The organism is Streptomyces subrutilus (assembly GCF_001746425.1).
GTDB classification, from domain to species: Bacteria; Actinomycetota; Actinomycetes; order Streptomycetales; family Streptomycetaceae; genus Streptomyces; species Streptomyces subrutilus_A.
In genome coordinates this window covers 87,624-114,188 of sequence record NZ_CM007203.1, presented here as the reverse complement: position 1 = coordinate 114,188, position 26,565 = coordinate 87,624, and the positions used below count along the sequence as shown (strand labels likewise).

17 protein-coding genes are annotated in these 26,565 nt (G+C 70.5%); all 17 read right to left on the bottom strand.

The features are described from left to right. Positions 1-14: 14 nt before the first annotated feature. Positions 15-545 carry a hypothetical protein gene (locus BGK67_RS00615; protein ID WP_069918000.1) on the bottom strand — a complete coding sequence of 177 codons (531 nt, stop codon included), beginning with the start codon at positions 543-545 and terminating at the stop codon, positions 15-17. After that, positions 545-877 carry a hypothetical protein gene (locus tag BGK67_RS00610; RefSeq protein ID WP_069917999.1) on the bottom strand — a complete coding sequence of 111 codons (333 nt, stop codon included), beginning with the start codon at positions 875-877 and terminating at the stop codon, positions 545-547. Before BGK67_RS00610 ends, BGK67_RS00615 begins: the two co-directional genes overlap by 1 nt. A gap of 17 nt (positions 878-894) precedes the next feature. Next, complete coding sequence (locus tag BGK67_RS00605) at positions 895-1,755, bottom strand: hypothetical protein (RefSeq protein WP_069917998.1); 861 nt, start codon at positions 1,753-1,755, stop codon at positions 895-897. A gap of 17 nt (positions 1,756-1,772) precedes the next feature. Next, positions 1,773-3,497, bottom strand: a complete 1,725-nt coding sequence (locus BGK67_RS00600; RefSeq protein ID WP_069917997.1) for an SGNH/GDSL hydrolase family protein — start codon at positions 3,495-3,497, stop codon at positions 1,773-1,775. Positions 3,498-3,531: 34 nt separating this feature from the next. Beyond that, positions 3,532-3,999 (bottom strand): hypothetical protein, encoded by a 468-nt coding sequence (locus BGK67_RS00595; RefSeq protein WP_069917996.1) that lies wholly within the window; start codon positions 3,997-3,999, stop codon positions 3,532-3,534. Between the two features lie 119 nt (positions 4,000-4,118). Further along, positions 4,119-4,580: an IPT/TIG domain-containing protein gene (locus tag BGK67_RS00590; protein ID WP_069917995.1), complete on the bottom strand. Its 462-nt coding sequence runs from the start codon at positions 4,578-4,580 to the stop codon at positions 4,119-4,121. 140 nt (positions 4,581-4,720) lie between these two features. Beyond that, positions 4,721-5,461 (bottom strand): GP88 family protein, encoded by a 741-nt coding sequence (locus tag BGK67_RS00585; protein WP_069917994.1) that lies wholly within the window; start codon positions 5,459-5,461, stop codon positions 4,721-4,723. 38 nt (positions 5,462-5,499) lie between these two features. After that, positions 5,500-6,747: a hypothetical protein gene (locus tag BGK67_RS00580; RefSeq protein WP_244291063.1), complete on the bottom strand. Its 1,248-nt coding sequence runs from the start codon at positions 6,745-6,747 to the stop codon at positions 5,500-5,502. Positions 6,748-7,091: 344 nt separating this feature from the next. Beyond that, the gene (locus BGK67_RS00575; RefSeq protein ID WP_069917992.1) at positions 7,092-8,381 is read right to left on the bottom strand and encodes a phage major capsid protein; all 1,290 of its coding nucleotides are present in this window, start codon (positions 8,379-8,381) and stop codon (positions 7,092-7,094) included. Between the two features lie 231 nt (positions 8,382-8,612). Continuing rightward, the gene (locus BGK67_RS00570; protein ID WP_141753959.1) at positions 8,613-10,481 is read right to left on the bottom strand and encodes a 2'-5' RNA ligase family protein; all 1,869 of its coding nucleotides are present in this window, start codon (positions 10,479-10,481) and stop codon (positions 8,613-8,615) included. A 124-nt stretch (positions 10,482-10,605) separates the two neighbouring features. Beyond that, positions 10,606-10,818 (bottom strand): hypothetical protein, encoded by a 213-nt coding sequence (locus tag BGK67_RS00565; RefSeq protein WP_069917990.1) that lies wholly within the window; start codon positions 10,816-10,818, stop codon positions 10,606-10,608. An 11-nt stretch (positions 10,819-10,829) separates the two neighbouring features. Then, positions 10,830-11,396: a hypothetical protein gene (locus BGK67_RS00560; protein WP_069917989.1), complete on the bottom strand. Its 567-nt coding sequence runs from the start codon at positions 11,394-11,396 to the stop codon at positions 10,830-10,832. 78 nt (positions 11,397-11,474) lie between these two features. Continuing rightward, entirely contained in the window at positions 11,475-11,750 is a 276-nt protein-coding gene (locus BGK67_RS00555) for a hypothetical protein (protein ID WP_069917988.1), read from the bottom strand. A gap of 8 nt (positions 11,751-11,758) precedes the next feature. Continuing rightward, positions 11,759-24,949: a hypothetical protein gene (locus tag BGK67_RS00550; protein WP_141753958.1), complete on the bottom strand. Its 13,191-nt coding sequence runs from the start codon at positions 24,947-24,949 to the stop codon at positions 11,759-11,761. A 262-nt stretch (positions 24,950-25,211) separates the two neighbouring features. After that, positions 25,212-25,424 carry a hypothetical protein gene (locus tag BGK67_RS00545; RefSeq protein ID WP_069917986.1) on the bottom strand — a complete coding sequence of 71 codons (213 nt, stop codon included), beginning with the start codon at positions 25,422-25,424 and terminating at the stop codon, positions 25,212-25,214. Between the two features lie 21 nt (positions 25,425-25,445). After that, positions 25,446-26,006 (bottom strand): hypothetical protein, encoded by a 561-nt coding sequence (locus BGK67_RS00540; RefSeq protein WP_079153896.1) that lies wholly within the window; start codon positions 26,004-26,006, stop codon positions 25,446-25,448. A 37-nt stretch (positions 26,007-26,043) separates the two neighbouring features. Further along, complete coding sequence (locus BGK67_RS00535) at positions 26,044-26,565, bottom strand: VUT family protein (protein ID WP_069917984.1); 522 nt, start codon at positions 26,563-26,565, stop codon at positions 26,044-26,046.

The following is a 26,565-nucleotide window of genomic DNA, read 5'->3' as shown; positions in this document are numbered from 1 at the left end:
CCCGCCACCCCGTATCAGCGGCGCGCCGCCACGATGGCCGCGCCACGGGCCATGAAGTGCGCGCCGTCGGCGACGAGGTTTCCCGGGTAGACGGTGCCGACTTCCGCTTCGACGACGAGTGGACCGCGGGCCGAGACGGTCACGGTGACCTTCTTGCCGGTGATCACGGGCTGCCCAGTGTTGATGTTCCGGGCGATCCCCTGAGGGTCCTTGTGGGTGGTGCAGCGGCAATTCTTGATGTTGGCGACCGCCCGGGAGCTCTGGTCGCGGGGGGCCAGCATGTAGGTCTTCGCGCCGAGACCGCGGTGGCGGCGGTCCCAGGCCATGCTGTTGATGGTGAACCGCAGATTCCCAGGCACTTCTTGGCCCTGGGCGGAGACGTGGGTGGGCCGGACGTGATCGTCGGCCATGGTCACCCACTGCTTGGTGGGCGGGGCCAGCCGCTTCGCCTCCATCTCCACCTGGTGGGCGATGCGCTGCACGTGCGGGGCGACCATCCGGGCAAGCGCCTCTTCGAGGCCGGGTGCCGGCGTAAAGCGGGCCATCAGGGGACCTCCGGGGGATTGAGGGTGGCGGTGGCCTGGACGTAGTCGGCGGCCGCGCAGCCGGGGACGGCGTGGTTGCGGGAGCTGGTGAGGGTCCAGGAGCGCCCAGCAGTGTCAGTGACGGTGTCGCCGGGTTCCACCGGCCAGGCCTGCGGGTCCAGCCGGATCGACCAGGAGCCATCCGGCTGCTCCAGGGCGGCGCCCGGCCAGGAGCCGCGGGCCGGCGGGCGCAGAGTCGGGTTCGGCGGGACGGGTACACCGTTGGCGTCCCGTTCCCAGGGATGGGGGAGCGCGTACACGGTCAGGACGGTGTTCGGAAGGACGACAGCCACGGGTGCTCCTTCCCGGCTCAGCGTCGGCCGCGGGTGGAGGAGTACGGCCAGGGCGCGCGCGGCGGCCCGCTGAGCGGGCGGTAGACCAGGCGGCGCAGGCCAGACAGGGTGTCGATCGCAGGCAGGGACCCGGGCTGGCCTGCTGCCGGGGACGTCTCGTAGGAGATGGACTGGCCTTCGGCGCTCACCGACGACACGCGACGGCCGTCCGCGACGACGCCGCCCGGGCGCTGGCGTTCCGACTCGGCAGCGTGTGCGGTGACGTACCGGACGATCGGCTCCTCTGTGGCGCCGTTGAGGCCGATGAGGAAGTCCACGTCGTACGTCCCATCTCCCAGCGGCCGGTACGCGGCGACTTCGGTGATGTCGTCCGGGTCGGGCAGGGGCCAGGACGCGGGGTCCTCGAGGGCGTCGGTCCACCGGGGTGTGACGGCGCGGAGCGTGGTGGCGCGGGGGACGAGTGGGCGGCCGAGGTAGCTGGTCACGTCGGCCTGGGCTTTGCGGACGGCGTTCTGCAGGGCGGTGCGCTGCGCGGCGGTGAGCGGGAGGGGCAAGCCGAGTTCGTCGGCGACGGACTCGGGCGAGGCGACGAGGCCGCTGTCCAGCGGCAGATCCACATAGGCGGTGCGGTCGGTAGCGGGCGGTGTGCCCTGGGAGGGTGTGAAGGTGACGGTGGTCCAGTACCGGCCGTCGGGCAGGTCGGGCAGGGTGAAGACGTATCGGCCGGGGGCGGCGCGGACGGCCGGGCCCACGGTGGCGGCGGGTATGCCGGAGCGCTCCGGGGTGCTGTAGAGCGTGACCCGGTCGACGAGGCCGCCGGCGGGCTCGGGGTCGTAGAAGGCTCCTCCGTAGAGGGGCCGGTAGGTGTAGGTGCCCATGCGGGTCTCCTTTCGGGTCAGGCGGGCATGACGGTGGCCATGAACGCGTAGATGCGGCGGGCAAGGTAGGCGTGGCCGGCGTCGGTCGGGTGCACGGTGTCCGAGCCCACGTAGAAGTCCGCATTGCCGTCACCCTTGGGGACCGAGGCGTTACCGGTGCCGGTGATCCAGGGGCCGTGGGTCGCCACCAGAGCGCCGGCGGCGTTGTAGATCCCGCCGGTCTGCGGGGAGACGAAGGGGAGTCCGGCGGCGGCCGCCGCGGTGCGGAGTGTGGCGGTGGTGGCGGTGTGGGACGCCGCGGGAGTGCCGGTGGGGGACCAGCAGCCGATGACGAATATCTGACAGCGGGGCAGGGTGGTCTTGAGCCGGGTGAACAGGGCGGCCGCCGCGGTGGCGATCTGCGCCTGGTCGCCGGAGGCGTCGTTGTACCCGCCCCAGAGGACGAGGCGGTCGGGTACGTGCGGGATGACGTCGACTTCGGCGCGCACGCCGAACGTGGCATGCCCGCCGGGTGCGATGTATCCGGTGGAGCCGCGGCCTTCGCGCCAGATGTCGGTGCAACCGAGCATGCGGCCTACGCGATCTACCCAGGTTCCACAGCCGGCACCCACGTTGAGGGCCGAGCCGTCGCCGAGGGAGTCGGTGAGAGCCATGAATCGGCCACCGCGCAGGTGGGTCCCCCACATGTTGGCCGTGGCCGGAAGGTAGATGCCGCCGAACGGCATGTTCGAGAAGTCGAATCTGAGCCGGCGCGGGGCGGCGCTACCGAAGTCGATGGTCATGAGGTGGGTGGAGCCCTCGTTGGGGACAGTGCCACCGCTCGGCTGCATCAGGTCGGTGATCTTCCGGCCGTCGATGGACAGGCGGAACATCGTGGTGGCGCTGATGTGCTTGAACCGGAGCTGGATGGCCTGTGCGTCGGTGCCGACTTCCAGAGACCAGTTCGTCTGCCCCGAGGCGTAGGTGTTGGGGTAGCGGGACAGCGGCCGGACGTAGGTGCTGTCTGGGGTGCCGACGCCGATAGCGAAGTTGGTGGCGCCGGCCCAGGTGTACGGTCCGCGCCGGTCGGTACCGGACAAGGCGACCGGGTCGGGGGCGTACTTGATCCATCCCGTAGACGGGGCCGACGTCGGGGCGGTGCTGATGGTCGGTGGTGTCCCCGTATACACGGCGTCCGCGATCTGGGGATCGGGTAGGTCGCGGACGCGCCAGGTGGCTCCGCCACCGAGCGGCAGGCCGGACGTCGGCCACCCCGAGGCGGTCTTCGGGCCGTAGAGAGACCAGCTGACGTTCGATGCTGTGTCGATCCAGAAGTCCCCGGTCGCACCATCCGCCGCGGTGGGCGAACCAGCCCCGGACAGCATGCCGGCGCCCTTTTCTCCCTTGACCGGGACGTAGTTCAGCTGGGCGGGGTCGGACGGCATGATCTTGGTGAGATCGACTTCGGCGACGTCCGACGGCAGTGCAAGGCTGAACGGCCGGGTGGTGCCGTCGTCCAGGAGCAGGACGACGGTGTAGACCCATCCGGACGGGTCGCCCTGGTCGGTGGCCGTCAGCAGGATGCTGAACTCGCCGTTCTCGTCGAGCTCGGCGGTGGCCGTACCCGCCACCATCGTGTACGCCTGGTCCATCTCGATGATGGCGGGGACCTGGAAGGTCAGCGTGCCCTTGTAGGGGACGCCGTCGGGGCGTCGGAAGCGCCCCTTCACCCGGACGGTGCGGATGCCCGCGGGGATCGTCATGTCACCTGCTGTTCGGACGGTAGCGGGGCGGGAATCAGGAGGCGGCCGAGCGGCTGGCCTGCTCGCGGAGCCGGTCGAGGATGCGGGCCGCGATGCCTTCGGACACCACGGCGCCCTTCGGCTGGAGGAGCCGCTCCACGGGGTTGCTGTGCGGCCCGAGGAAGGTCTGCTCCACAAGGCGGACCGTGCACTGGAGGGTGGAGCCGTACTCGGTGAGTGGCTGGAAGACCGTCTCGAGGTCCGCCGGCGGCTGCTTCGTGGCGTCGTCGAGGATCACCTCGGCCAGGTTCTCGTCGTCCGGGATGACCTCGGTGGGCGTGGCGTACTGGACGCCGGCCGGGGGTTCCGGCGCCTCCTCGATCTGCGGGGGCTCCAGCGGGGCGACGTCGGGAGCCTGCGGGGTGGAGTCAGGCGTCTCCGTTGCGGACTCGGCTGCGGTGTCCTGCTCCTGAGGCGCGTCGGCCTTGGCAGCGGCGGTCTTGCGCGTACGGGTGGCGGTCATGATGGTGGGCTCCCTGTGAGGTGTCGATCCGATCGCGCGCACCCTGCACGCGCTCGCGTGTTTGTGTCGCGTCCTACGCCGGAGGCCCCAGCGATTGCTGGGGCCTCCGGTTGGCGGGGTCAGGCGTACGTGTAGCCGCCCGCCTTGGTGACGTTGCCTGCGTCGTCCACCGCCACGACGTTCACAGCCCCGACCGCTCCTGCCGGGGCCGTCACCCTCACTTCGGCGGCGGAGATGACACGCAGATTCGTGCCGGGGGTCGCACCGAAGTTGATCGCAGAGACGCCGTCGAGGTTGGCTCCCGCGATGGTCACCGTGGTGCCGCCGGCGGCGGGCCCGGTCGCAGGGGTGATGGCGGCGATGGTGCCTGCGGTGAACAGCCGGTCGATCACCGACTGCGGGACGATGGTTCCGGCCTGATAGAGCAGGAACCGCTTGGAGCCCTCGGGGCGGCCGTCGCCGGGGCCGTACGGCTCGCTCTCGTAGACGTCCTCGGTGATGCGCTGGGGAGCGTCGGTGACGGCCGCGGACGGGAATGCGGCCCGGGTGATGCGCTGCCCGTTCGCCTTGTAAAGACCCATGGGTGTCCTTCCTCGCTGTGATGGTCGGGGAAGGATGGCGGGGCCTCGGGGCTTCGGTCGCGCCGTGCCCGGGCGGTGACTTACCCAATTGGGTAAGTCGGCCGGATGGCAGGCAGCAGAGGGGCCGTCCTCGCGTCCGGCTAGGGGCGGCCGCTGTCGAACTGCTTGCCGGGGCCGCGGCGGCGCGAGTCCTGGACCCGCTGGAGCTCACTCCACCGGTGGCCGCCCTGCTTCTTCTTGGCGTGGGCGATGTTGTTCGCCGAAATGCCGATCTTCTGCGGGCCCAGCACGGAGGTCAGGCACCCCTCCTCGGCCCGGGAGGTGTAACCGGCCTCGGCCAGGGAGTCCTCGTCGGGGAAGATGTCGACGTGCCGCTCGCGGGTCAGGTCCACCAGGTGGTCCTCGCGGCCGCCGAGCGAGATCACCCACTTGAAGTTCTCCGGCGGGTCCGGTTCGACAACGTCGCGGAAAAGTTTCACGCTCTTGGTGTACGCGTAGAAGCGAACGCCTGGCGCGGCCCGCATGACCCTCATCCAGGCGCGGACGTAACTCTCCGAAAAGAAGTCGCCGGCGTCGTGACAGCGCACCCAACGGCCCTGGTACCGCTTGTGCTGAAGCTCTGCGGTCATGTCACGCTCCCAGCCCGGGAGGTCGTCCAGGATCATCATGAGGTTGGCCTCGTGACGTGCCTTGACGTTGGGGAACCGGTAGGAGCCCTGCCGCGCGTAACACATCGAAACGCAGACGCCGGCCGACGGGCAGGTGTTGTACGTGCGGCCGTCGGGCAGGGTTCCCGCCCATGCTGGGATCGACCAGTTGAAGATCCCTTGACGGCGCATATCGGAGTTTTGGGTGAGTAGCCACCGCTTCGGTTGAGTCATGACCGGACGGTGCAGGCCCGTCGACGCTTACGTCGCGGTCACAGGATGCGGAGGTCGTCCCAGCCCTCGGGGCCGACGCTGAACACCAGCAGGCCGGACGCGGAGACCTCGCCGCTGCGCACCGTGTACCAGTCGGACCCGTTATCCAGAGTCGGAGCCTGGATGTGGAGGCGCCCGTTGCCGAGCTGCTGCGCACGGAAGTGGTGGTAGTGACCGGTGATCAGGATCTGCGCGTCGGCCACTGGCTGGCGGCCGAAGGTCTGCCCCCGCCACCAGTCGCCGGCCTTTTCGGGCCGCGGGTACTGATGCCCGTGGGCAAGGCCCACCACAGTCCCGGCGACATCGAGGCTCACAGTGTCGCGCCACCGCTCAGGCATCACAAACGAGACGTGGCCGTACGCCGCCGGATTTCTGGCGTAGGCATCCCCGATCTGGCTGAGAACCTCGATGCCCCAGTCGTCGACCGGGGGGCCGACCGCGTCCTTGCCGCGCCTGACCCTGGCGTGGTTGGAGCCGCACGTCGCCGCGACGACACGGTCGAACCTGCCGGCCAGCCGGTCCAGGCCCTCGAACGTGAGCCGCCTGTGGACTCGGACCATCTCGGTCAAGGTCAAATCGTTCGTGAACGCCTGCTGACCTGTGTTTTCGAATCCTTCGATGCAGTCGCCGGCGTCGGCCCAATAGGCGGCAGTCGGGGCGCGACCGACCGTTTTGAGGTCGCGAATGTGGTCGTCGAGCCGGTCGAATCGCTCGGCGATCCGGGCCACCAGTTCGGGGGTTCCTCCGTCGCGGCCGACTTTCCCGGCCTGCGCGTCGGCGTAGACGACGACCAGGGCCCGCTCGGCCGTTTCAAGGGCGGCTCGCGGCTTGCGACGGCGGCGCATCGCGTCGCGGACCAGGGAGTCCACGTCGCCGAACGACAGCCAGGCCGGGGCGGCTGGTTCGATGACGTAGCGGCAGCGCCAGACCGGGCGGGTGACGGCGTCGTCGCCCTGGGCGTCGCGATGCCAGGCGGCCGGGTCGTGGCGGGCCTCGGTGAGGCGGACTCGGAAGCCCTCGGGGATGGCCAGGCCCAGGGCTTCGACGCGTTCGCGCCAGTCCTGCTCGCTGTTGGGGGGCTGCTCGGTCGCGGGGGCGGTGACGACCATGGTTCCGCCCGGCTCGTACCGGACGCCGGTCTCCCAGCCGCGCGGTGCTGCGGCCTGGGGCCGCTGGATCTGCGTGGGCTGGGTCTGGCCCTCGCCGGCGGGCTGCAGGAGCGCCTGGAGGTCCGTGGTCAGGCTCATCGCGGGCACCGGCATCCGTTCGACTCACCGCGGCGCCGGTGTCTGGCGACGGTGTACGCGGTGACGGCTCCGCCGTACTTCCTGAGGGTGTCGGCAATCGACTTTCCGGTGATGCTTGGGGTGTCCAGCGCGACTCGGAGTGCGGCGGCCGTGGGCTCGTCCGCGTGCGCGAGGAAGGCGCCCACGGTGCACGGCGGTCCCTTAGGCGCAGCGGGGGCGCCGGCCAGGGCTTCCAGGTCGGCCGCTAGGCCTGTGGGTTGGATCTCGATCACCAGCGTCCTCCGTCGTGGGTGTCCTGGGTGAGGGGGCGCGCCAGGGTGCGCGCCCCCTCACCGGCGTCCGGGTTAGGCGGGCTGGGTCCAGGTGCCGATCACGAAGCTCTCCGGGCGCGGTACCTCGAGCGCGACGCGCTCGTCACCACGGAAGGTGATCAAGCCGTGCTCATGGTTGGTCCCGTTCTCGGTGGAGACGGTGACCGAGACGTTCTCGCGGTCGTGGAGCTGGGCGCCGAGACCGAACGCGCCGACGAGGAACTTGGTGTCCTCCATCGCGGTCGTCTCGACCACGTTGAGGCGCCAGACGCGCTTTTCGGCGCCGATCGCGACCTGGAGGGCGACACGGAAGGCGCCGTTGTCGTCTTCCTCGACCTCGACCTGCTCCCACATGGTGGGGCTGAGGACGATGCCCGTGGGGTCGTACTCCGCGAGCAGGGCCTTGGTGATGCTGCGGCGGATCTGGACGGAGTGCTTGTCGGTCGACAGGCCGGTGTACTGCTGGACGCCGGGCGTATTGAACAGACCGGTGATGGACTGGCCGTCGCCGACGGAGTGCAGGAGGTCCCAGTCCTCCTGGTACTTCACGCCCTCGACCATGCGCGTGTTGATGAAGGTCTTGAGCCGGGGTTCGTCCGACAGGATGTTCTTGTGCGCGTCGAGCAGGTGCGCGATTTCGGCGACCGGGTACATCACCGGGACCAGGGACAGCTTGGATCGCGGGGCCCGGCCCCAGGTGTCCGTGGGGCCGCCCGTCGCCGGGCTGACGCCGTCCGCGGCGTAACGTTCCTTCACCTGCCGGGCGGCGTTGGTCCAGCCGGTCTCCCGGGCGCCGTAGAGGACCGCATTCTTCGTGGAGCTCTTCGGGAAGAGGTCCCGGATGTGGAACTTGCGGTAGGCCCGCTCGGCGATCCCGACGTTCTGGGCGCTGCCCAGGGTCTGGTGGGTGACCGTTCCCGCCGACAGGGAGAAGATCGACTTCCCCTCCATGTCGGCGCGCAGGTAGGTGTTGCCGCGGAACTCGTCCGCGGCCGCGCGCTTGTAGGCGTCGGACTCGACGAACAGGTCACCGAAGGACTTCTCCTCGATGCCCGGCTGCTGCCCGTAGTGCAGGCCCGCGGCCGACGGGCCCTCCGGTTCGTTGAGGTACTGCTTGACCTGGACCAGGCCCTGCTCGGCGTCGATGAGCGACTTGATCTCCTGCGCCTCGGCGGAGACCTTCTTGAACGCGGCGGCCTGCTCGGTGGAGACGACGAAGCCGCCACCGTCCTCGACCTTGAAGGTCTGGCTGATGCGCTCGGCCTCGGCGCTCTTGACCTGGAGCTGTTCCTGGAGCGACTTGAGACGGCTCTTGTCCGACATGGTGTGCTCTTCTCCCTGATGCTGGGGCGGTTGACGTGCGCCGCTCGCCCGGCCAGCACCGGGACGCCTCAACGCAGAGGCGATGTAAAGGGAAGCGGGTGCTTAACGTCGCGTGCTGCCCGCTCTGGCGTACAGAGCGGACAGCACATGGCATCTGACCTGCGGTTTTTAGGTCGGCTTCTCCGGAGGGTGGTTCTGGGCGGGGTAGGTGTCTGTGAGGCTGAGTCGCGCCTACAGCTGGATCGCGGCGAGCGCGGCCTTGACCTCGTCGGGGTCGAGCCGGATGGTGCCCTGTCCCGTGTCGGCGCCGTCGGTTTCGGGGGCTTCGGAGGCCGGGGCGTGGTCCTCGTCGTCCTCCGCGTCCAGGTCGTCGTCCTCGAATGTGTCGTCGTCCCACAGCGCCATGCCGGTGTCACCCGGGCGCCCGGACAGTTCCTCGGGGTCGGGGTCGATGGCCAGACCCTTCGCGGAGAGCGCGGCCACGAGGCTGCTGACCGTGGCGCGGACTGCCTCGAGCTGGTCGGGCTTGGCCGTGGTGGCGGTGATGCGCGCGGTGGCGTCGGTCAGGGCGTCGACAGTCGGCTGGACCACCCGCGCGTCGACGTCTTCGTCGGTGGTAGCGGCGCGGTGGGCACTGGTGCCTTCTGGGACCACGATCGTCGCGAGTTCCACGGGCTGAGGGGTTCCGAGCGTGATGCTGCCGCCGGCGGTCTGGTAGGGGATCGCGAAGGTGGATGACGGGCCGGGGCCGTCCCCGTTGACGGAGACGATGACGCGATCGGGATAGGTGGCTTCGATGCACGTCCAGGACCCGTCGTCCTTGCCGAGGAGCTCGCGGACGCTGTCGGCGAGCCGGGAGCGCAGCTGTTCGTACGACTCGGGCAGGGCCTGGGGTGTGGTCGTCATGGGGGTCTCTCCGAAGGTGATGCGGCTCTTGGCTTCGGCCACGATGGCGCGGGCCGACTTGTGCTCGATGCGGGGAGTGCGGCGGGCCCGGGCGGCCGCGACGGCGGCGCGTGCCGACTTCTGCTCCCCAGCCGGCACGCGGGAGCTGTCGGCGGCGGCCGCAGCGAACTGCTGCATCTCGGCGGACGGTTCCGCGTCCTTCTCGGTCTCGGCCTGCAGCCAGATCGGGATGCGGTCTGCCCCCCGGACGACGTGGACCGCCGAGAAGTCCACGGGCAGGGACGGGACGTCCGGCACGTCGGGCAGGTCGTATCCCAGGGTGAGATGCGGAACGAAGCCGTGGTTGGTGCGCAGCACGCCGTCGTAGTGGGAGGCGAGGCCATCCACGATGCGCTGGCGTACTTCGGCGAGGCCCGGGACGTCGACGGGCACCCAGGTCGGGATGCCACTGCCGTGGTCGGGGAAGCGGCCGATGCCGCCGATGGACCCGGTGAGCGGGCCGACCCCGGACAGTGCCATCTGAACGATGTGGGTCAGGTCGTCCGGGTGACCGGGGAGCTGGTCGGCGTCGCCCAGGTAGGCGAGGGTGACGTGGAGCTCCGCGGGCGGGCTTCCCTCGGCGTGGGCGATCCGCTCGGCCACGGCCGGCGGCGGGTACAGCGCCACCATCACGCCGCGGTTGATCTGCTGCTCAGCCGCCTTCACCTCCAGCACGGCCGACCGGGTCTCCTTGCGTTCCAGTCCGGCCGTGCCCGGGTCGGCTTTGACTTCCAGCGCGCGGGTCATCGGGTGGGCGCCGTGGAGGACCGGAGACACTTCGAACAGGTCGAGGGTGTGGATGACCCGTACGCCGTCGCTGCGGCGGGTCGCGCCGCTTTGAGGAACTCGGTAGCCGATGGAGAACTGGGCCTGCTTGTGCTCGTGCCACTGCTTGACCTGCTCGTAGGCGTCGCGGCCGCGGCTGGTTCTGAGGTTGTAGGCCACGGTGGCGACGAGCGCGCCGGCCTCGGCGGGCCAGCCGGGAATCGCGGTGAGCAGCTTGTTGCCGGGCAGGAGTTCGGTGACGTCGAGGACGACCCCTACCGGGTCCTTCCATTCGTGGTGCCACACCGTTTTCACGGGCCGGGTGGCAAGGGTGGCGGTGAACGCCCCGGGCATGATCAGGTCGTTGACTTCGTCGACTACCCCGGTCACGGCGTAGATGGCCGTGGAGGTGCCCCGCGCAGGCGCGGCGGGTCGAAGGGATGGAGCGTTCGGCACGGCGGGAACCTCCGGCGGTGGACAGTGGGCCGCCGTGCACCGTGCCGCTCAGGCCTCCTTACTGTCCTCCGGTCACCGCGGCGTCGACCGGAGGCGCCTCCTCGGCGGCGAGCCGGGCTTCCTGCCAGCCGCGGAGCCAGTAGCGGTAGCCGAACTGCTGCTCGGCGTCGCCCAGGCGGTCGTAGGGGCAGGCGTCGGACGGGTCGCCGTTTCCGTGTGCCGCCTTCCCCTCGCTGAGAAGAGCCAGGTACTGCTGGCGGTTCATCTGCACTAGTCAGCTCCTTACTGGGGCGGGAACAGGGGCGCCTGCTTCGCGGGGCCGCCGGCGGCCGGGTCGTTACTGGGGTCGGCTGTGTCGTCGCCTCCGTGGCTGCGGGTCATCTGCGCGTCGTCGACGTCGATGGCCCAGGCGTCGGGGTCGGCGTACCGCCACACCTGGCCGGTGGAGTCCCGGACCCACCCGGTCAGTGTGCCGTCTGCCGCCTGGTCCAGCCAGGCCTCCTCGCCTGCGGAGCCGGTGTAGGCGGTGTAGGCGTTTGCCGGGTCGGACTCGTCGCCCTCGTCGTACATGTCTCCGGCCCACGGTCGGGCATCGTCCGCGGCCGGCGCCGGGGCTTCGGCGTCGTCAGCGGGCGGATCGGCGGCGTCGTCCACTGGGGGCTCGGCGACGTCCTTCGTGGGGTCGGTGGGCGGGCCGCTGCCGGGTGAGGAGTCCAGCGCATCGTCGGCAGGCTCCGAGGGGTCGTCCGAGGGCGGGTTGAGCTTGCCGTCTTCGGGCTCCTCGTCCTCGTCGTCTTCGGTCTCGAACGGCTTGGGAAGTGCCTTGATGGCGAATCCGTATCTGGTCACGGCGGGCAGGGTGCCCCACCGAGCCGCTTGTGTCCTGCCATCCGGGCGACTTACCCAATTGGGTAAGTCCGGTTCTGGTCAGTGCTCGCCGGGTACCACCGCACGCCGGGGCGCTCCGGGGCCCGTCTCCAGTACGCGGGTGTACGCCTGGAGGACGGCGAGGACGGTCTCCTCGTCGGTCGGGCTGACTTCCCGAACGGGGCCCGTAGGCGAGAGCGGGATGGGGCGGCCGCGGGTCAGCCCGAAGAGGGCTGCTGCGCGGCTGGACCCGATGACGGGGCGGTCGGCCTGGCCGGTGACCCGAACCTGGTAGGCCGCCCCGTCGTCGAAGGTGCCAGTGACGGTGAAGGGCATCTGCTCTCCTATCGCGTGGCGAGCAGTCCCAGGAGGAATGCCCGCAAGTCGTCGTCCTCGTACCAGTCGCCGCTGAACATCGACTGAACGGCTCGGGCGAGACTGTCACCCGTCTCCGGCTGTGTCTGCTGCCGGGACAGCAGGCGCGACAGCGTGCTGCGGTGCATCCTGCGGGCGCCCGGGCGGCCGGTGTGGGTGCGGGTGAACCAGAAGGCCCGCTGCGCGGCGTCCAGGTCCGGCAGGTGCTGGGCCAGGTGCTGGGCCAGGGCGTGCCCGGCCGTTCCCAGTCCGTCGTCGGCGAGGTCGGCGACCGTGGCACGCTGCGGGCCCGGCTCGTAGCGCCCTTCATCCCCGTCGACGGCGGTGATGCGGCGGGCCGCCGAGATACGCAGCCAGGTCCTCGGGATGAGGTTCTGGACTCCTCGGAGGGCTCGCTCCGCGTTGGGGGTGCTCTGCGGGGTGAAGACCAGGCCGGCGCTTCCCTCGGGGCCGAGATCGCGGATCTCGGAGAGCACGGAGGCCACCGCGGCCGGCACCGCCGCGGCGTACCGGGCCCGCAGTTCGGCCCATTCGCGGCGCGCGGTCGCAGCTTCCAGCTGAGCGGCGGTGATCTCCACCTCTACCTCGGGATCCTGGATGGTGCTGGAGCTGCGAGCTGCCTGAAGGTTGACCAGGCGTCGCTCCGTGCTGGCCACGTAGTCGTCCGCGTGCCGCAGGGTGTCGTGCGGGTCGCTGCCGAAATCGTCGCCAAGCTCGGCGGCCAGGCGCCGCGTCACGTCCTGGTCAACGTCGCTGCCGGCGGCGCGGACCACGGCCAGGTGCCGCAACGCGGTCAGGCCGGGGCCGCCATCGGCCGCCCGGTCCGGGCTCCACTGGATTCGGTCGGAGCGGTCGGGAAGACGGCCGCTGGCGAGCTGCCCCCAGGTCGTGGGCCGCCACCAGGTGACCCGGCGGGACGTCTGGCCGAACCGGCCGGCTTCCGGCATCAGGCCCGCCCAGTGGGCGACGCGCGCCGACAGGGATTCGCCGTCCGTGAAGGGGAGGTCGAGGGCGGCCTGCAGGCGGGCCAGGCGCCGTGTCTCGGGCCACTGGCGTACGCGAGTGGCGAGCCTCCTCAGGAAGGAGCGGAGGCGGGCCAGCCGGTCACGGTTGTTGCGCCAGGTTTCGCCGATCTTCGCGGCCGCGGCCTTGGCCAGCGCGACGAGTCGGCGGCCCAGGCTCATCAGGAGGGCCACAATGCGTGCGAGCAGCCCCGGTTGCTGGGCGGTCGGTGCCGTGGCCGCGGCTCGGGCAGCAATCCGGCGGGCGGTCGTCTGCCGAGAGCCGTTGAGGTGCCCGGCCAGCAGCCGGCCGACTGTCTCGGCGTCGACTGCGTCGAGGCCCGCGCCCTGGAGGTCTTGGAGCAGGGCGGAGATGGCAGCGTCGGTATGCCCGGTCACGGCCTGCACCGTGGCGCGGTCTCCTTCACCGGGGGCAGGGGTGTTGGCCGTGGCGATCTGGTCGGGAATCAGGCGCAGCAGGTCGGCTGCGCGGCGGGCAAGGTCCTCATGGCTTTCGTCGGGGAGTGGCTCGAGGTCGTTGATCGTGCGCAGGGCTGCACGGACCGTCTGCGTGTGGGCATCCTGCCGTGTCCGCTTGAGGGCTTCCATGGCGTTGGCGCGGTCGCGGCCGGTGACTCCGGCGGCGGTGAGCGCTTCGCGTGCCTCGCTGCGCGCAGCCTGGCGGGCTTCGCGCAGGGCCTCGGGGGTCAGGCGCTGCGCGATCTGCTCGCGCAGCGCGTGGATGTCTCCGGGCTGCTCGGTTCCAACGATCGCCTCGTTGATGATCCGTGCGGCGACCGTACGGGCGTGGTCGGCGGCGACCCGTTCCACTGCGGACAGCGGGGCGGGATTGGGGTCGCTGGGCATGCTGGCGGGCGGCAGGGCAGGCGTGGGCCGGTTCCGTTCGTAGACGTTGACCTCCCGGCCGGCATGCAGTCCAAAGTCGTGGACGTTGCCGTCGTCGTCGACGCCGGTCAGGGCCATCCACCAGCCGTTGCGCTGGGGCGGCGCCAGGAGGGTGAGGCGTCGGTGCCCGTTGAACTGGTAGCCCGCACGCGAGACCGGCGCGTCGATGACGTCTCCCTGGCGGAGTCCGCCGGGGCGGATCCTTGTGACGGGGACGGCTCGCTCGGGGGCCGACTGCGCAGGGGCCGGCTCGTGGTCGGGGTCGGGCGGGGTAGGGGCGTCCGGCCGCGGCTCGGGAAGCTGCCATACGGGCATCGCGCCGTGGACGATCCGGCGCCTCCACTGCTGGTCCTCGTCCTCCAGGAGCAGACTGCGGATCCCGCCCGGGCCGTCCTCGGCGTCGATGACGCGGTAGACGCGGATCTCGTTGCCGCGGCGCTCGTCCGGCATTGCCACGGTGTCGCCTTCGACGAGCTGCGCCGCGTTCGACGGGCGGGGCCGGTCGAGGCCCGCCGGCGGGGTCCGGTCGGCGGCCTGGTCCAGGTGGTCGGCGGCCCGGAGAGCTGCTCGGCCTGCGGTGGTCGTGGGGTCGGCCGATGCGCGGAGCTGGGCAGCGAGCGCGCCGGCCTGCTCCGGGGTGACGGGCAGGTCCTGCCCGATGCGGGCGGCGGCCTGCTGGGCCTCCGGCTCGTCCTCCGGGGCGGTGCCGTGGTCCTCGATGACCTCGCGGTCTGCGGGAGTCAGATCCGGGTGCACCGTCGGCCCGGTAACCGGGTTGATGACGGGGGCCGGTTCGTGGATGGTCAGCTCCTCGCTCGGCTCGGGGCTTTCGGTGCCGCTGAGGTCGGGAGTCCCGCCCTCCTGGCCTTCGGCGCGCGGTACCACGGCGGCGGCGTCCAGCTCGAGCTCCCCGAGCACGCCGTTGGTGGTGTCGACGTACTCGATGGTCACGCGGTCGCCGTCCCGGCTGGGCTCGCCTACGACCAGCACGGTGCTGGACACGCCGTCGAAGTCAAGGATGACGGTGTCGCCTTCCTTGAGGTCCGCGGCCGACGGGTGACCGATCGAGCTCACCGGGTCCCTGTCGGAGGGGGCCACGTCGCGGACTTCGCCGGCAACGAGGAGATCGGCTGCGTTGCGGGTGACGCTTCCTTCGGCGGTGAGCACGGTGATGCGGTCCCCGTCCGCCGCGTCGACAGGCCCGAGGTGCCGGCCATTTGAGTCGGTGACGAAGTGGCCCGGGCGTACGCGCTGTCCGGCAGGTGTCCATCCAGCCGGGCGTTCGCTGGTGCTGGCTGTCAGGGAGGAAGGGGACAGGCCCTCGTCGGTGTCCCCGTCGCTCCAGCGCACCGCCACGGTGGTGTCGGTGGCGCCGGTGATGGTGCCCTCGCGGCCGCCGCGGCCGGTCACAGTGCTGCCAGGGAAAAGGCCCTGGCCGGCGCGGTCGGTGGGGATCGTGTCGGGCAGTTCGCCCGTGAGCACCTCGCTCTGAGCACCGGTGGCCGGAGCCCCCGGAGCAGTGTTCTCAGGTGCCTCTGCGCGGGCCGCCGTCGCAGTCAGCGGCGTGAAGACGTTGCCGCGCTCACCGGTGCCGTCGGGGTTCTCCGTGACGTAGGTACGCCACATGGACTCGGTGCGGCCCCGCCGGGTGACCTCCACCTGGACGGGCGGCACGTAGACGTATCCGGGGCGAGTGACTCCACGGCCGCGCCGGGTGGTGCCGTCGATGCGGACGAGGTCCCCGGGAACGAGGTCACCGACGCGGGCCCAGTGGGCGGGCTGCCCTCCGATCGGGTCCGGAGCGGTCGCCGCCTCAGGCTGGCCGGGCAGCGCTCCGGACTCGACACCGGCCGGCTCTGCTGCGGCACGAGCCGACGCCGCGGGTGTACCAGGTCCGGCATCGCTGTCTTCCCGGGGGAGCGTGACCAGGTTGCCGGGCCTGGGCTGCTCACCCTCGGCTCCCACGTGGAGGCGCCAGACCGGGACAGTAACTCCGTCGATGCGGCCCGTGGCAGCCTTCGGCGCGGCAAGGAGTTGACCCTCCCGGGTAACTTCCACGCCCCGCGTGTTCCGGCCTGTGACCGATACCTGATCACCCTGTTCCAGGTCGGCTGCGGAAGCATGGCTGCCGTTGGAGGTGATCTGCGGCGTCGCAGTGTCGTCCTCGCGGGGTTCGGCGGCTGTGCCTTCTCTGGCCGCCCTTGCTGCTGCCATCTCCTGGGCGCTACGGATGAATGCCGCCTGGCGCTCGGAGACCTTCCGTCCCTGGCGAATCAGAGAGCGGTCGTCGCTCTGCAGAACGTACAGATCCGGATGCGGCCTGAAGTTCCCGCCTCCTTGATCATCGAGCTGCCAGTTGTGGAGGTCGATCCTGGCACCGCGGCCCGGCCCAGAGGGCTGTTCAGTGACAACCCTGTGGACGTTGGTTCCAGGCTCGCGGAAGACGTCGCCGCTCTGCAGCGCGCGGTAGGTCGTCCACCGCTCGCCATCCCTTGGAGTCACTCCCAGCAAAACGGCCGCATTGTGGGCCGCGACGTAGAAGGGGCGCATCGCGGAACGCAGCTGCTCTGTCTCAGCGCGGCTGGGTTCGGCTCCAAGCTGGTTCTCAAGGCGCGCCACTTGCTCGTAGAGGCCGTGCAGCTTCCAGACCGCGTCGTTGGTGTTGTTGTCCGCCAGCGCGGCCTGAGCCAGCTCCCACTGCTCAGGAATGCCCCCAAGCTGCTGCTCTGCATCAGGTCCCCAGGTGTCCCTGGCGGCCTGGAGGAGCTCGGCGTACCGCAGGCGGGCGTCTTCGAGAGCCCTCTGGGATGCACCCTCGGAGTCAGAGACACCGATGTCTGATGTCGTAGCTTCCGGGGCGTCACCGGCATCGACCTGCGAGCCGTGCGGCTGCCCGGCACCGGACGTTTCCTCTTCGTATTCCTCCCTCGCACGCCGATCGTCGGCGCGGCGACGCTTCTTGAATTCGTTGAAGGTGAGCCGGCCCCCGTTGGCGTCGAACCAGTCGCGGAGCTCTTCACTGGCGTACCGCTCCCAGCGTCCGAACGCCGACATGGTGCCGCCGGAGAACAGCGCGCGCTCGTCCAGATTGGTGCCCATGTACTCGCGCCGGAAGAAGTAGCCGTTCGTGGCCGCTACGGCGGCCAGGTAGCGGGCCTCGTCGATGTCGATGAACTCGGCTCGCATCTGCTGCTCGCGGGTACGGGCCGGGCGCACGACGTCGGTTTCACCAAAGCTGAGCGCGGCGTCCATGGCCAGGCCGCGTCGGGCTGCCTCGTCCGCGTCCGTCGGCGGGGTGTCCGGGACGGCCTCGCGGATGCGCCGGTCGGCGTCGTCCCGGCGGTCCATCTCCGCCATGACGCGCAGCTGGTCGGCGTCGCTCAGGCCCTGGCCCCATGCTGCGGCCAGGTCCCCGTCGAGCATCTCCGTGAGGTCATCCGGCAGCGTCGCCGGCGCGGGCGTCTCCTCCGGCGTGGTGGTCGCGGGCGGGGTGGCCTCGTCGGGGTCGGACGGGGCGCTGGTGCGCTCCTGCTCGAACTCATCCTGCGCCGCGCGTAGGGCGCTGGGCAGATTGCGGCCGCTGCCGTCGCGCCACTGCACGACGGAGCTCGGGCCCCAAGGCCTCTGCCAGTCGAAGGGCTGTCCGTCGCTGCCGCTGATGGCCTCGAACCGGCCGGCCAGTGCGCGGGCTTCCTCGCGGTCGTCGCTGAGGAGGGTCAGGCCAGGCAGGCGGGTCCCGTTCCGGGCCTGGGCGAAGTGCCAGGCGGTACGTCCGTCCTCCTCGCGGGTCTCAGGCCAGGTGATGAGTCCACCACCCGGTGAGAGCGTGAGTCCCTCGTTGTTGGCCAGCTCCTGGAGTACGGCATGACGGGCGGGAGTGTTCTCCTCAGACGTGAGGCCGTCACCGCGCTGCCAGGCGTCGCGCAGCGCATTGACGTTGCCTCGGGGGTCACCCGCCGCGTCATCAGGGGCGGAGCGACGGCCGCGACCGCCGCCACCAGGGGCGCTGCTGGTGCCAGGGCTGTCGTCTCCGCCGGGAAGGCCGAGCGGAGGCATGCCGGGGCCGTCAGGTCCGCCGGGTCCCCCTCCGCCGCCAGGCGTGTTCTTGTCCCTGCGTCGGCGCCGGCGCCGGCCGTCGTCGTGCCGGTTCTCCCGGTCCTGGTCATCTTCGGCTTGACGCGGCTCTTCCTCCTGGTCCTGACCGTCCTCGTTCTGGTTGTTCGACGTATCCGCCTCGGGAGCCGAAGGTGCGTCCGAGCCCTCGCCGTCAGGCTGGTTTTCGTCACCGTCCTGCTCACCGCGCGCGACCCGGGCGGCCTGCCGGAATAGCTCGGCTGCGCGTTCGCCCTGCGGGCCGCCCAGCTCGTACTGGTCGGCGAGCGCTTCCAGGCGGGTGCCGACGTCGACGAGTTCAGCGTCGGGGTCGTCAGCGCTGTCAGCGCGGTCCACGCGGGCGCGGAGTTCCTGAATCTCCGGGAGGGAGTCGCCACCGACGGCGTTCGAGGCCTCGCTCACGAGGTTCGCCATGCGTGTCCGACGGCCTTCGGCGTCCGGGACGGTCGGGGCCGGGGCTTCATCGGGGCGGTCTGGGGCTCCCGTGACGTCCTGGTAGGCAGGGTTCGCCAGAGCTCGCTCGGCCTTCATGCGCGCGGCGCGGGCCCACGACTTCCGGCTGCTGGTCTCGTACGGCAGATCCGGGTTCTCGAACTGCGCTTCAAGCCAGGTGGTCTCGTCTCGGATGGTGCGGAGGTCGCCCCGCAGGTCTGTGCTCTTACCATCCTCCACGCGCTGGAGCAGGGCGCCCAGGCGCCGGATGCGGTCAGGTTCGTCGAGCCCCTCCAGACGACTCAGGGTGGCAATGTCATCGCCGATATCCGCCATGTCGATGCGCAGCGGTTCCCGGTACGCAGGCGTCGGCTCGGGCGTCGTACGGTTTTCTGACCAGGCGAATCCCACATCGTCGGGGCTCACGTAGACCGTACTGAACGGCTCGACGGTGCGGTCGAGGCTTTCGACGTCGATCGTCATCGTTCCGTCGCTGCGCCGGTTCACCCGCCGAACGCGAACAGGCTCCCGCCACCCGACCGGGTACCGGCGCCCGTTCGGGGCCTTGCTGGTCCGCGGCACCCGGATGATGTCGTTCTCGGTGACCTGGTCACGGTCCCCGAGGACCCACCCCTCGGGTGTCTGCGTACGGGCCTCCTCCGCCTGCGCGTTTTCAGCGTCCCGCTCACGCCGCCAGTCGTCGCCACGGACGAGAGCGGCCACGGCGTCGCCACGGCTCTTGTGCACGTCGGGAGATTCCCCACCGTCGGCGTGGGTGTACGACCACGTGCGGCTGAGCTTCCGAACGGTGCCGATCTCCCGCCCGTCGATGGAGATCGGGTACGCGTCACCGTTCGGCGTACCGATCGTCGCGCGCCCCAGTGCTTCGGCCTTCTCCCGTGCTTCCTTCTCCTGCCGCTCCCGCTTGGTGCGGGCGATGTGGCGCTGTCGCTGCTCCTCGTGGAGTACGCTCCGCCGGCTGGCGAGACGGGATACCGCGGACCAGATTTCACTTCTGGGGAGTAGGGGTCCTTCGCCGCTACTCCCCGCGTGCCTCCGCTGCCACTGCAGGAGGGCTTCCAGCTCGGTGATGATGTCCTCGTCGGTCATGTCGGCCAGTGGCTGGTCCCCAATCGGTGCGGGCGGCACAAGGGACTCGTCCTCAGGCGTGCTGGCCGGCGCGTCGACGGGGTTGGACTGCTCCGGCCTACGCCAGGCGTCCCACTCCGCCGGGGTGAAGCGCTCCACCAGTCCGCGCGGCGGCATCGTGACCGTGTGCTGGCGGCCTTCGTTCTCCCACTGCTCGCGGTCGTCGTTCCAGCGCCGGCCCTCGTACGTCACGAGCGTGCGGCCCTGCTCGCCCGACGCAGATGAGGCCCCGCGGAATGTACCGAAGTACGGAGCGAGGCTGCGCTGCTGGTCGGCCGGATTGAGGGCGTCGAAGCGGACCAGCTCGCCGTCTACCAGGTCCCATGGGTGGTGCAGGGTGCCCCCGTTGGGGCCCTCGCCGTGCGACTGTCGGGCGCGCTCGGGCAGCATGCCTGACGCCTGATCGATTGCCTCGCCCAGCTCCAGCAGGCTGGCGCGTACGGTCTGAGCCTGGTCCGAGTCGGGAAGCAGGTGGCGGGTCAGCCGGCCGAAGATGTAGTCGAACTCCTGGCGTACCCGGCGCAGGTCCTCGCGGGCATCGCCGGTGGGCGGATCTCCGGCAAGAATGCCGTCCAGGGATGCCACGATGTTCGCGTAGTCGCTGCGGATCCGCCGGACATCGTCCTTGTCCTGCCGAGACAGGCCCCCGAGGTTCGGGAGCGGCGGGAGCTCGGGCAGGCGCTCGCGGAGCATGCGGGCGACCGCCACCTCGTCGGTCGCGGCCGCGCCCTCGAGCGTGCCGTTCGCGATCAGGTCCGGAGTTCCGTACTCATCCGCTGGCCTGGGGGTGCTCTGGTCCGCGGCGGCACCGGACAGCTCGTCCTGGCCGAAGTCGTCCGGCCGCATCTGTCGCCAGTCGATACCGCCGCCGGCGTCGCTGGGAGCGCGCTCCGGCACGGTGCCGGGCTTGGACGTGCCGAAGGTGGCATCGGCCCGCGGTACCTCGATCGTGATCTCTTCCTCGCCACGGCGGCCGATCAGGGTGATCTGGCCGGTGTCGCCCCGGCGGACTTCGGAAACCTCCACGGACTCAGTCCAGCCGGTGACGGTGCGCCGTCGGCCGCCCGGCGCCGGGCCAAGCTCGGGCACGCGGACGGTGTCTCCGGCCTGGACGTCGTCCCACGCCGAGTACCTCCAGCCGTCCCCGGCACGTGTGTTGCGGAGTGCGGCGATCTTGTTGACCTCGGTGATGGCGGCCGCGCGGCTCGGGTAGGTGCCTTCGGACATGCGGCCGTCACGGTCGACGAACCGCCACTTCCCCTTCTTCTCCTGGTAGACAACTGCGAGCGGCGTGCCGTCCGTGCTCTGGACCTGCTCGGCCTTCATCGCGGCGAGACGGGCAGGATCCCGTACGAGACGGGCCTGGTCGCGGCGCGTGCTCTCGGCTCGCTGGCGTTCGTACTGTCGGCGGGACTGGTGCTCGGTCAGGGCGCGGGTGCGGGCAGTAACCTGGCGGCGCACAGCACGGGCGGCCGGTTCCGCGCCCTCGGGCAGAGTGGCGGAACGCAGATGGGCCAGCTCTTCGGCGATCTGCCCGTCTGTCATGCCCTTGGGATCGGCGACACCCGGGCGGGGCGTTCCGTCGTCGACAGGGTTGTCGAGGATGGTCCGGATCTCACCACCACGGCGGCGTGCGAGAACGCGGTCGTACGGGCTGGGCCCCCAGCGCTGCAGGCGCAGGTTCTTCGGCCCGACGGAGTCGACTCGGCTCCAGCTGCTGCCCGTCCATACCTCGTCACCGGGCTGGAAGTCGGTGACCGCCCACGTCCCGGCAGGAGCCGAGTACCGGCCGCGGAGTGCCTCGAGCTGCTCGTCGGACAGCTCAGGCTTCTCCGCGCTGTCCTGCTCAGGCAGCGCGTAGGCCATGTTCTGCCGTTCCAGCCACTCCTTGAGCTGGCGCACCTTGTCGTCGCGACGGGACAGCGTCCAGGTGCTCGGCAAGTAGAACATCTGCTGTGCACGGCTGCGCTTGAAGCCCATGCGGCGCAGCGCTTCGAACTCGTCATCGCTGACTCGACCGCCCGAGGTGGGAAAGCGGACGACGGTGCCAGTACCGGTGTGCTCGATGCTGACCTGGTTCGAGGCTGCGGTCGGCTCAGTGACCCGCGGGACATCGGAGTCCTCGGGAGCGTTCGGCGCCGGTACGGACTCAGGGGCCGAGTCCGCGTCAGCTTCCGGGCTGTTGGCGGTGCCTGGGGCCGACGGCGCGGGAGCCTCCTCGTTGGGGTGCAGGACGCGCACTTCGCCGTCTGGGTTGAGGAGGAGCTCCCGGCCCTCCCCGGTACCGATGCGGATACGGCCGAGGGGTGTGCGTACGGGCTCCTCGGCCACGGTGTGGGTGCGTCCGTCGGCATCGACGAAGCGGTCCCCGACCTGGAGATCGCCGGGCTTCTGCGGGGCGCGCAGCTTGCTCGTGTCGCGGCCCTCCGCAGCCGCGAAGAGGTCGGGGGTGCCGAACTCATCATCCGGACGGTCACCGGGGTTCTCCGGGTCGGCTGCGGCCTGGCCGGCGGCGGGCGCTGGCGCGTCGAACAGGCCGCCCGGCTCGTCGACGTTCTGCTGCGGCTTCGGGTCGCGCTTCAGGACCCGCCCCGAGCGGCGGGCTTCCACCGCTTCGAGGACCTGCATGCGAGTGCGGTCGACGCCGGAAAGCTCCCCGGCCATCTCCCGCTCCATGAGCGCGACCAGCTCGTCCCGGATCTCGCCCTCGGTCATCGAGGACGGGGCCTTGGACCCGCCGGGCCGTACGGAGTCGAGCAGGCTGGACATGTCCTCGGGGGTGAGGTTGACGGAGCCCTGCGCCTCGGGCCCTTCGCCTGTTTGGCGGCGCTCCAGCTCAGCTTCGACAGCGGCCATCCGCTCCTTGCGGGCTTCGGCGACGTCGTCAGGTTCGTACGAAGTGCGGGCACGAGCGAGCTCGGCCTGCTCTTCGCGAAGCTGGTCGGTGTCGAGGGACTCGGGTGCGGCACGGCCGGTGATGGCCTTGCGGGCGCGGTCACGGCGCTCGCGCTTGATGTCCTCCAGGCGGCTCTCGAACTGGCGCTGAACCTCCGGGCTGGCGCTTCGGAAGTCGCCGGCGGTCAGCTCGTCGTACTCGGTCTGGAGCTGTTCCTCGTCGAGGTCACGGACCGGGGGCCGTGCCTGAAGCCCCTCAGCCCGGCGCTGCTCCTGGGCGTCCGCGTCGCGCTTCTCCTTGTTAGCGGTGATCGCGCGGGCGTCGGCGGCGAACTTGTCGGCGTGCCGGTCCAGGTTCCCTTCGAGCCGGTGCAGGACTTCCAGCAGTTCGGGGTTCAGGCCGTCGGTCTCCAGCCTGTCAAGGGCCGCCAGGGCGCCGTGCATGGCCTGCGCGTTCTGCTGGTAGCCCTCGGCGCCCCGTGGCGTATCGCTGACGTCCTGCATCTGCCGTGCGAGGTCCTGGAACTGCTCGGGAGCACCGTCCGCCCACTCCCGCTCGGCGAGAGCGTTGGCCCGGGCCCAGTCCTGCAGAATGTTCGCGGCGGCGCGCTTCGCGTCGTTGCTGTCGAGGTGCTGCTGGGCGCGGTTGGGCAAGTCGCGCTGGACGTCCTCGGGGCGGCGCCGGCCGCGAGGGACGACATCGAGCATCTCGTCCGGGCGTGTACCGAATCCGTCGATCGCGCCGTCGGAGCCCAGGCTTCGGGTGGTGAAGGCGCGGCTGTTCGGCGAGCGGCTCACGTCCGTGACGACGTGACCGAAGGTGCCGCGGGCGATGACGTCGCCGACACGGACGCGGTCGGCGCGCATTTCCTCCGGAGCGAACCCGTCTCGGCGCTCCGACACAGCGACCTTGGCCGGCATACGGGTCACGTGGACGGTCTCACCAGAGGCGATCTCGCGACCGTTCTCGTCGGTGAGCGTCACATCGACCAGCGGCGCGCCCTGAGTTCCGGAGCCGGGCCGGAAGGAGGGTGCGATGGTCCCCTCGACGGTGACGTTCTCCGGCTTCACCTGGCCGCGGGTACTGTCGGGCCATTCAAGGTCCTGTCGGCTGACCGTGAGGGTGACCCGGTCGCCCGGCTGAAGGTCGGCTCGGCTGACGGCAGAGGCGTCACCATCCGACTCCATGGGCGCGGAAGTGGGCTGGGAAGGGTCGCCCTCGGTCTGCATGCTCGAGTCGGGGCGACCGACTACCGCGTCAATCACTTCGGCGAGGGACTTGTTTCTTTTCGATCGCCAGTCTGCGATCGACACGTCCGGATCGGACAGGTCGAGCGGCTTTCCGTCCCGTCCGACGATCTGGGAGCCCGCGATCCTGGCGGCGAGGTCCTGGGCGTCCCGCTGCCGGGCAAACTGCGGCCCCACCGGCGTACCGGAGCCGGTGGCGACGAGCTGGTACTGCTTTCCATCGGGCGTCTTGGCGATGACGAATTGGCCGTTGCCAACGAGCTTGAGTCGCCGGTCGGCCACCAGGGCTTCAAGGCGTGCCTGCTCCTCGGCAGAAGTGCCCCCGCGCCGGTTGGTCCAGTGGGCACGGACCGCGGAGAGGGTCGTGAATCGCTGTCCCGGGGTGCCGCTGGGGCGCGCTGCGGCCGCCTTCCGCGGCGCGGCAGTCTTCTTCGCCGCAGGCTGAGACGGCCCGTTCCCGAATTCGGCGCGGGTACGGATGATCGCCGCCTGGATGTTCTCGCCGCGCGCTGACCGCCAGTCTCGTGCGGCACCAGAGAGCTGCGGATCGGAGAAGTCGAAGCGCGTGTTTCCCTGGCCGGCGGCCGCGGTCTCGTCCAGCAGCGCGGCGAACCGTTCGGCTTCCTGGGACGTACCGAAGTGGCCGGCTTCGTCGATCCGATGTCCGGTGCCGGTGGCGGTCAGATAGAAGCGGCCGGTGTCCGGGTCCCGCCGGACAGCCAGTCCACTGGACGGGGTGATACGCAGTTCCTCATCGACGGCCACCTGGCGGAGCGCGGCGGCCATCTCAGGATCGGTGTCGGGCTTCCCAGCGATGCTGAGGAGGTGCCGGCGGACGGCGGTGGTGTCAGCGAAGCGGGCCCGCGGTCCGGCCTTCTGATTGGGCAGGGCTTCCAGCTTGACCGGGTGCGCGCCGTCGGCGGGCTCGTCCTGGTCGTCGTCCTCGCCGGGGCCGTCACCGTCGTCGTCGCCGATGGGCTTGCCCTCGTCGTCGGCGTCGTGCGGCTCGTCGGGGGTGGTCGGGTCACCGTCGTCGTCACCGGCGACGCCGTTACCGCGGCGCGGGTCGTCGTGTCGCCGCGCGTCCTCCTCGGCGACCTTGCCCTCGTTGTTGGTCGGGGCGCTGCCGTCCGGGCGCGCCACCATCGTGATCCACCTGGCGCTCGTGGTGTGGCGGCGTCCGGTGTACGTGCCGTCGCTGACGCGGTCCTGCACCAGGACCCGGTCGTGGGGGAGCGCCCGTACGACGCGGGCGAGGGTGCCGCCCCACAGCCGAGCGATGCCGCCGGTCTCCACGAATCGGCCTCGCGAGTCGCGGGGGTGCAGCGAGGGGTTCCACGGCCGGCGCGTGGCCTTGGTCTGGATACCGCGACTCAGGTCCTGCGACTCAGCGTGTGCAGCGGGGCGATTCAGCATGCGCGCACGATGCACACCGCAGGTGGTTAAGGTCGCGCGCTGGAATGGCGGGTGCGCCGAAGTGCGTAAGGGCCCCGCGTCTGCTTCCCGCGCCAACAGGAGGTACAGCAAACCGGGAGCCCCTACTTGCAGCCAGCTTCCGCACAGGAGAGCTGGCTGCCAAGCGTATGGCGATGCGTCTCGGGTTTACCAGCTACAGCAGGACCCTGAACGCTGATGAGCCAAAGGGGAGGGCAGGGGGGTAGGGCGCAATCGCCTGCGGTTACATCGTTTCGGAAAGGATGTGAATGGCGAACCAGCCGCTAAACCCGATCCACCCGACGGCGAAGGCGGCGCGACCGGCCTTGCTGGTACGGGTACGGAAGAGGCGGCGGGTGGTCTCGCTGAGGGTGTCACCCTCGCGCCGGTTGACCAGGGCGATGGTCTCGGCGACGGCGAAGACGACGGTCCAGAGGGTCCAGATGGCGGGCCACATGGGCGGAGCTCCTTTTTGGAATCAGGGAGTGGAGGTCAGAAGTGGTGTGGCATGGATTTCGGCGAGCCAGCGCCGAAGGCGCAAGAGGTTCTTATCGGGGCCGAAGGCCAAGTAGGTGCCGTCCGCGCTGCTGCAGCCGAACCACTCGGCGGTGCGTAGCCGAGCCAGGCTGTTGACGCGGCCCATGTGCACCTGCTTGCCGCGTTCCTTGGCGTCACGGGCGAGCCGCTCGGCCACCGGGCCGACCTTCCACTCGGTGGAGCCAGCCAGAAAGAGCACGTCGAACTCATCCCAGGGCACGCCGAGGATGTCGCATCCGTCCTGTGCGGCGAAGGCTGCGGGTATGCCGAGGTCGCGTATGCGGGCCAGCCAGGGAAGCGACTCAGTGAGTGTGCTGGCCGCGTCGAGCGGCACGTCCGGGGCGACTGCCCACAGGCAGCGGTCGGCGCCGTAGCGTTCGACGGTCTGAGTCAGCCAGGCGTACCAAGCTTCTGCGCCGGGCCATCCCTTCCCAAACTTCCCGTTGTCGCAGGCGTAGGCGGCACCGTCGGGGATGCGGTTGCCTTGGGCGGGGGTGGTCATGCAGCCGAGGAGACCAGCGCTCATGGCGGCGCGCACGTCAGGCCCCGAGGGCGTGCCGAGGTACAGCACGGCGCACCTGCCGAAGGATGAGAACGGCAGCGACTGGAAGAACGGTGGCCCAGGCGAGTTTTCCAAGGAGCTGTCCACCGACTGCGGTGGCGGTGATGGGGAAACCGGCGAGCACCAGGAAGAGGAAGGTGTCGAGGGTGGCACCGATCACGTTGGAGGCGAGCACTGCACGGGCCCATCCCTTTTCCCGGAGCGGGGTGTAGACGGCCATGTCCGCCAGTTCGGCGACGAGGAACGCAGCAGCTGAGGCAACGGCTAGGGCTGGACTGGTGACGGCGGTGAGCGCGGCTCCGATGCCGATGCCGACGAGAACCCAGGCACGGCCCAGGGTGTCTTGGACAACATCGCGAAAGAGGAGCACCGCTCCGGCCGCAAACGTGCCGGCGGTAGCGGTGATGCCTGGGCCTACGAGAACAAGGCCGTACCAAGCTGTCAGAAGGTTGGCTGCGGCAATGGCAGCTGCGTATCCAGCCAGGGCGAGAATGCGCAC

Coding starts and splice junctions, on each gene's coding strand:
- BGK67_RS00540 (WP_079153896.1), bottom strand. CDS start 26,006: ATGACCACCCCCGCCCAAGGCAACCGCATCCCCGACGGTGCCGCCTAC.
- BGK67_RS00605 (WP_069917998.1), bottom strand. CDS start 1,755: ATGGGCACCTACACCTACCGGCCCCTCTACGGAGGAGCCTTCTACGAC.
- BGK67_RS00575 (WP_069917992.1), bottom strand. CDS start 8,381: ATGTCGGACAAGAGCCGTCTCAAGTCGCTCCAGGAACAGCTCCAGGTC.
- BGK67_RS00555 (WP_069917988.1), bottom strand. CDS start 11,750: ATGCCCTTCACCGTCACTGGCACCTTCGACGACGGGGCGGCCTACCAG.
- BGK67_RS00595 (WP_069917996.1), bottom strand. CDS start 3,999: ATGACCGCCACCCGTACGCGCAAGACCGCCGCTGCCAAGGCCGACGCG.
- BGK67_RS00590 (WP_069917995.1), bottom strand. CDS start 4,580: ATGGGTCTTTACAAGGCGAACGGGCAGCGCATCACCCGGGCCGCATTC.
- BGK67_RS00585 (WP_069917994.1), bottom strand. CDS start 5,461: ATGACTCAACCGAAGCGGTGGCTACTCACCCAAAACTCCGATATGCGC.
- BGK67_RS00580 (WP_244291063.1), bottom strand. CDS start 6,747: ATGAGCCTGACCACGGACCTCCAGGCGCTCCTGCAGCCCGCCGGCGAG.
- BGK67_RS00545 (WP_069917986.1), bottom strand. CDS start 25,424: ATGTGGCCCGCCATCTGGACCCTCTGGACCGTCGTCTTCGCCGTCGCC.
- BGK67_RS00615 (WP_069918000.1), bottom strand. CDS start 545: ATGGCCCGCTTTACGCCGGCACCCGGCCTCGAAGAGGCGCTTGCCCGG.
- BGK67_RS00600 (WP_069917997.1), bottom strand. CDS start 3,497: ATGACGATCCCCGCGGGCATCCGCACCGTCCGGGTGAAGGGGCGCTTC.
- BGK67_RS00550 (WP_141753958.1), bottom strand. CDS start 24,949: ATGCTGAATCGCCCCGCTGCACACGCTGAGTCGCAGGACCTGAGTCGC.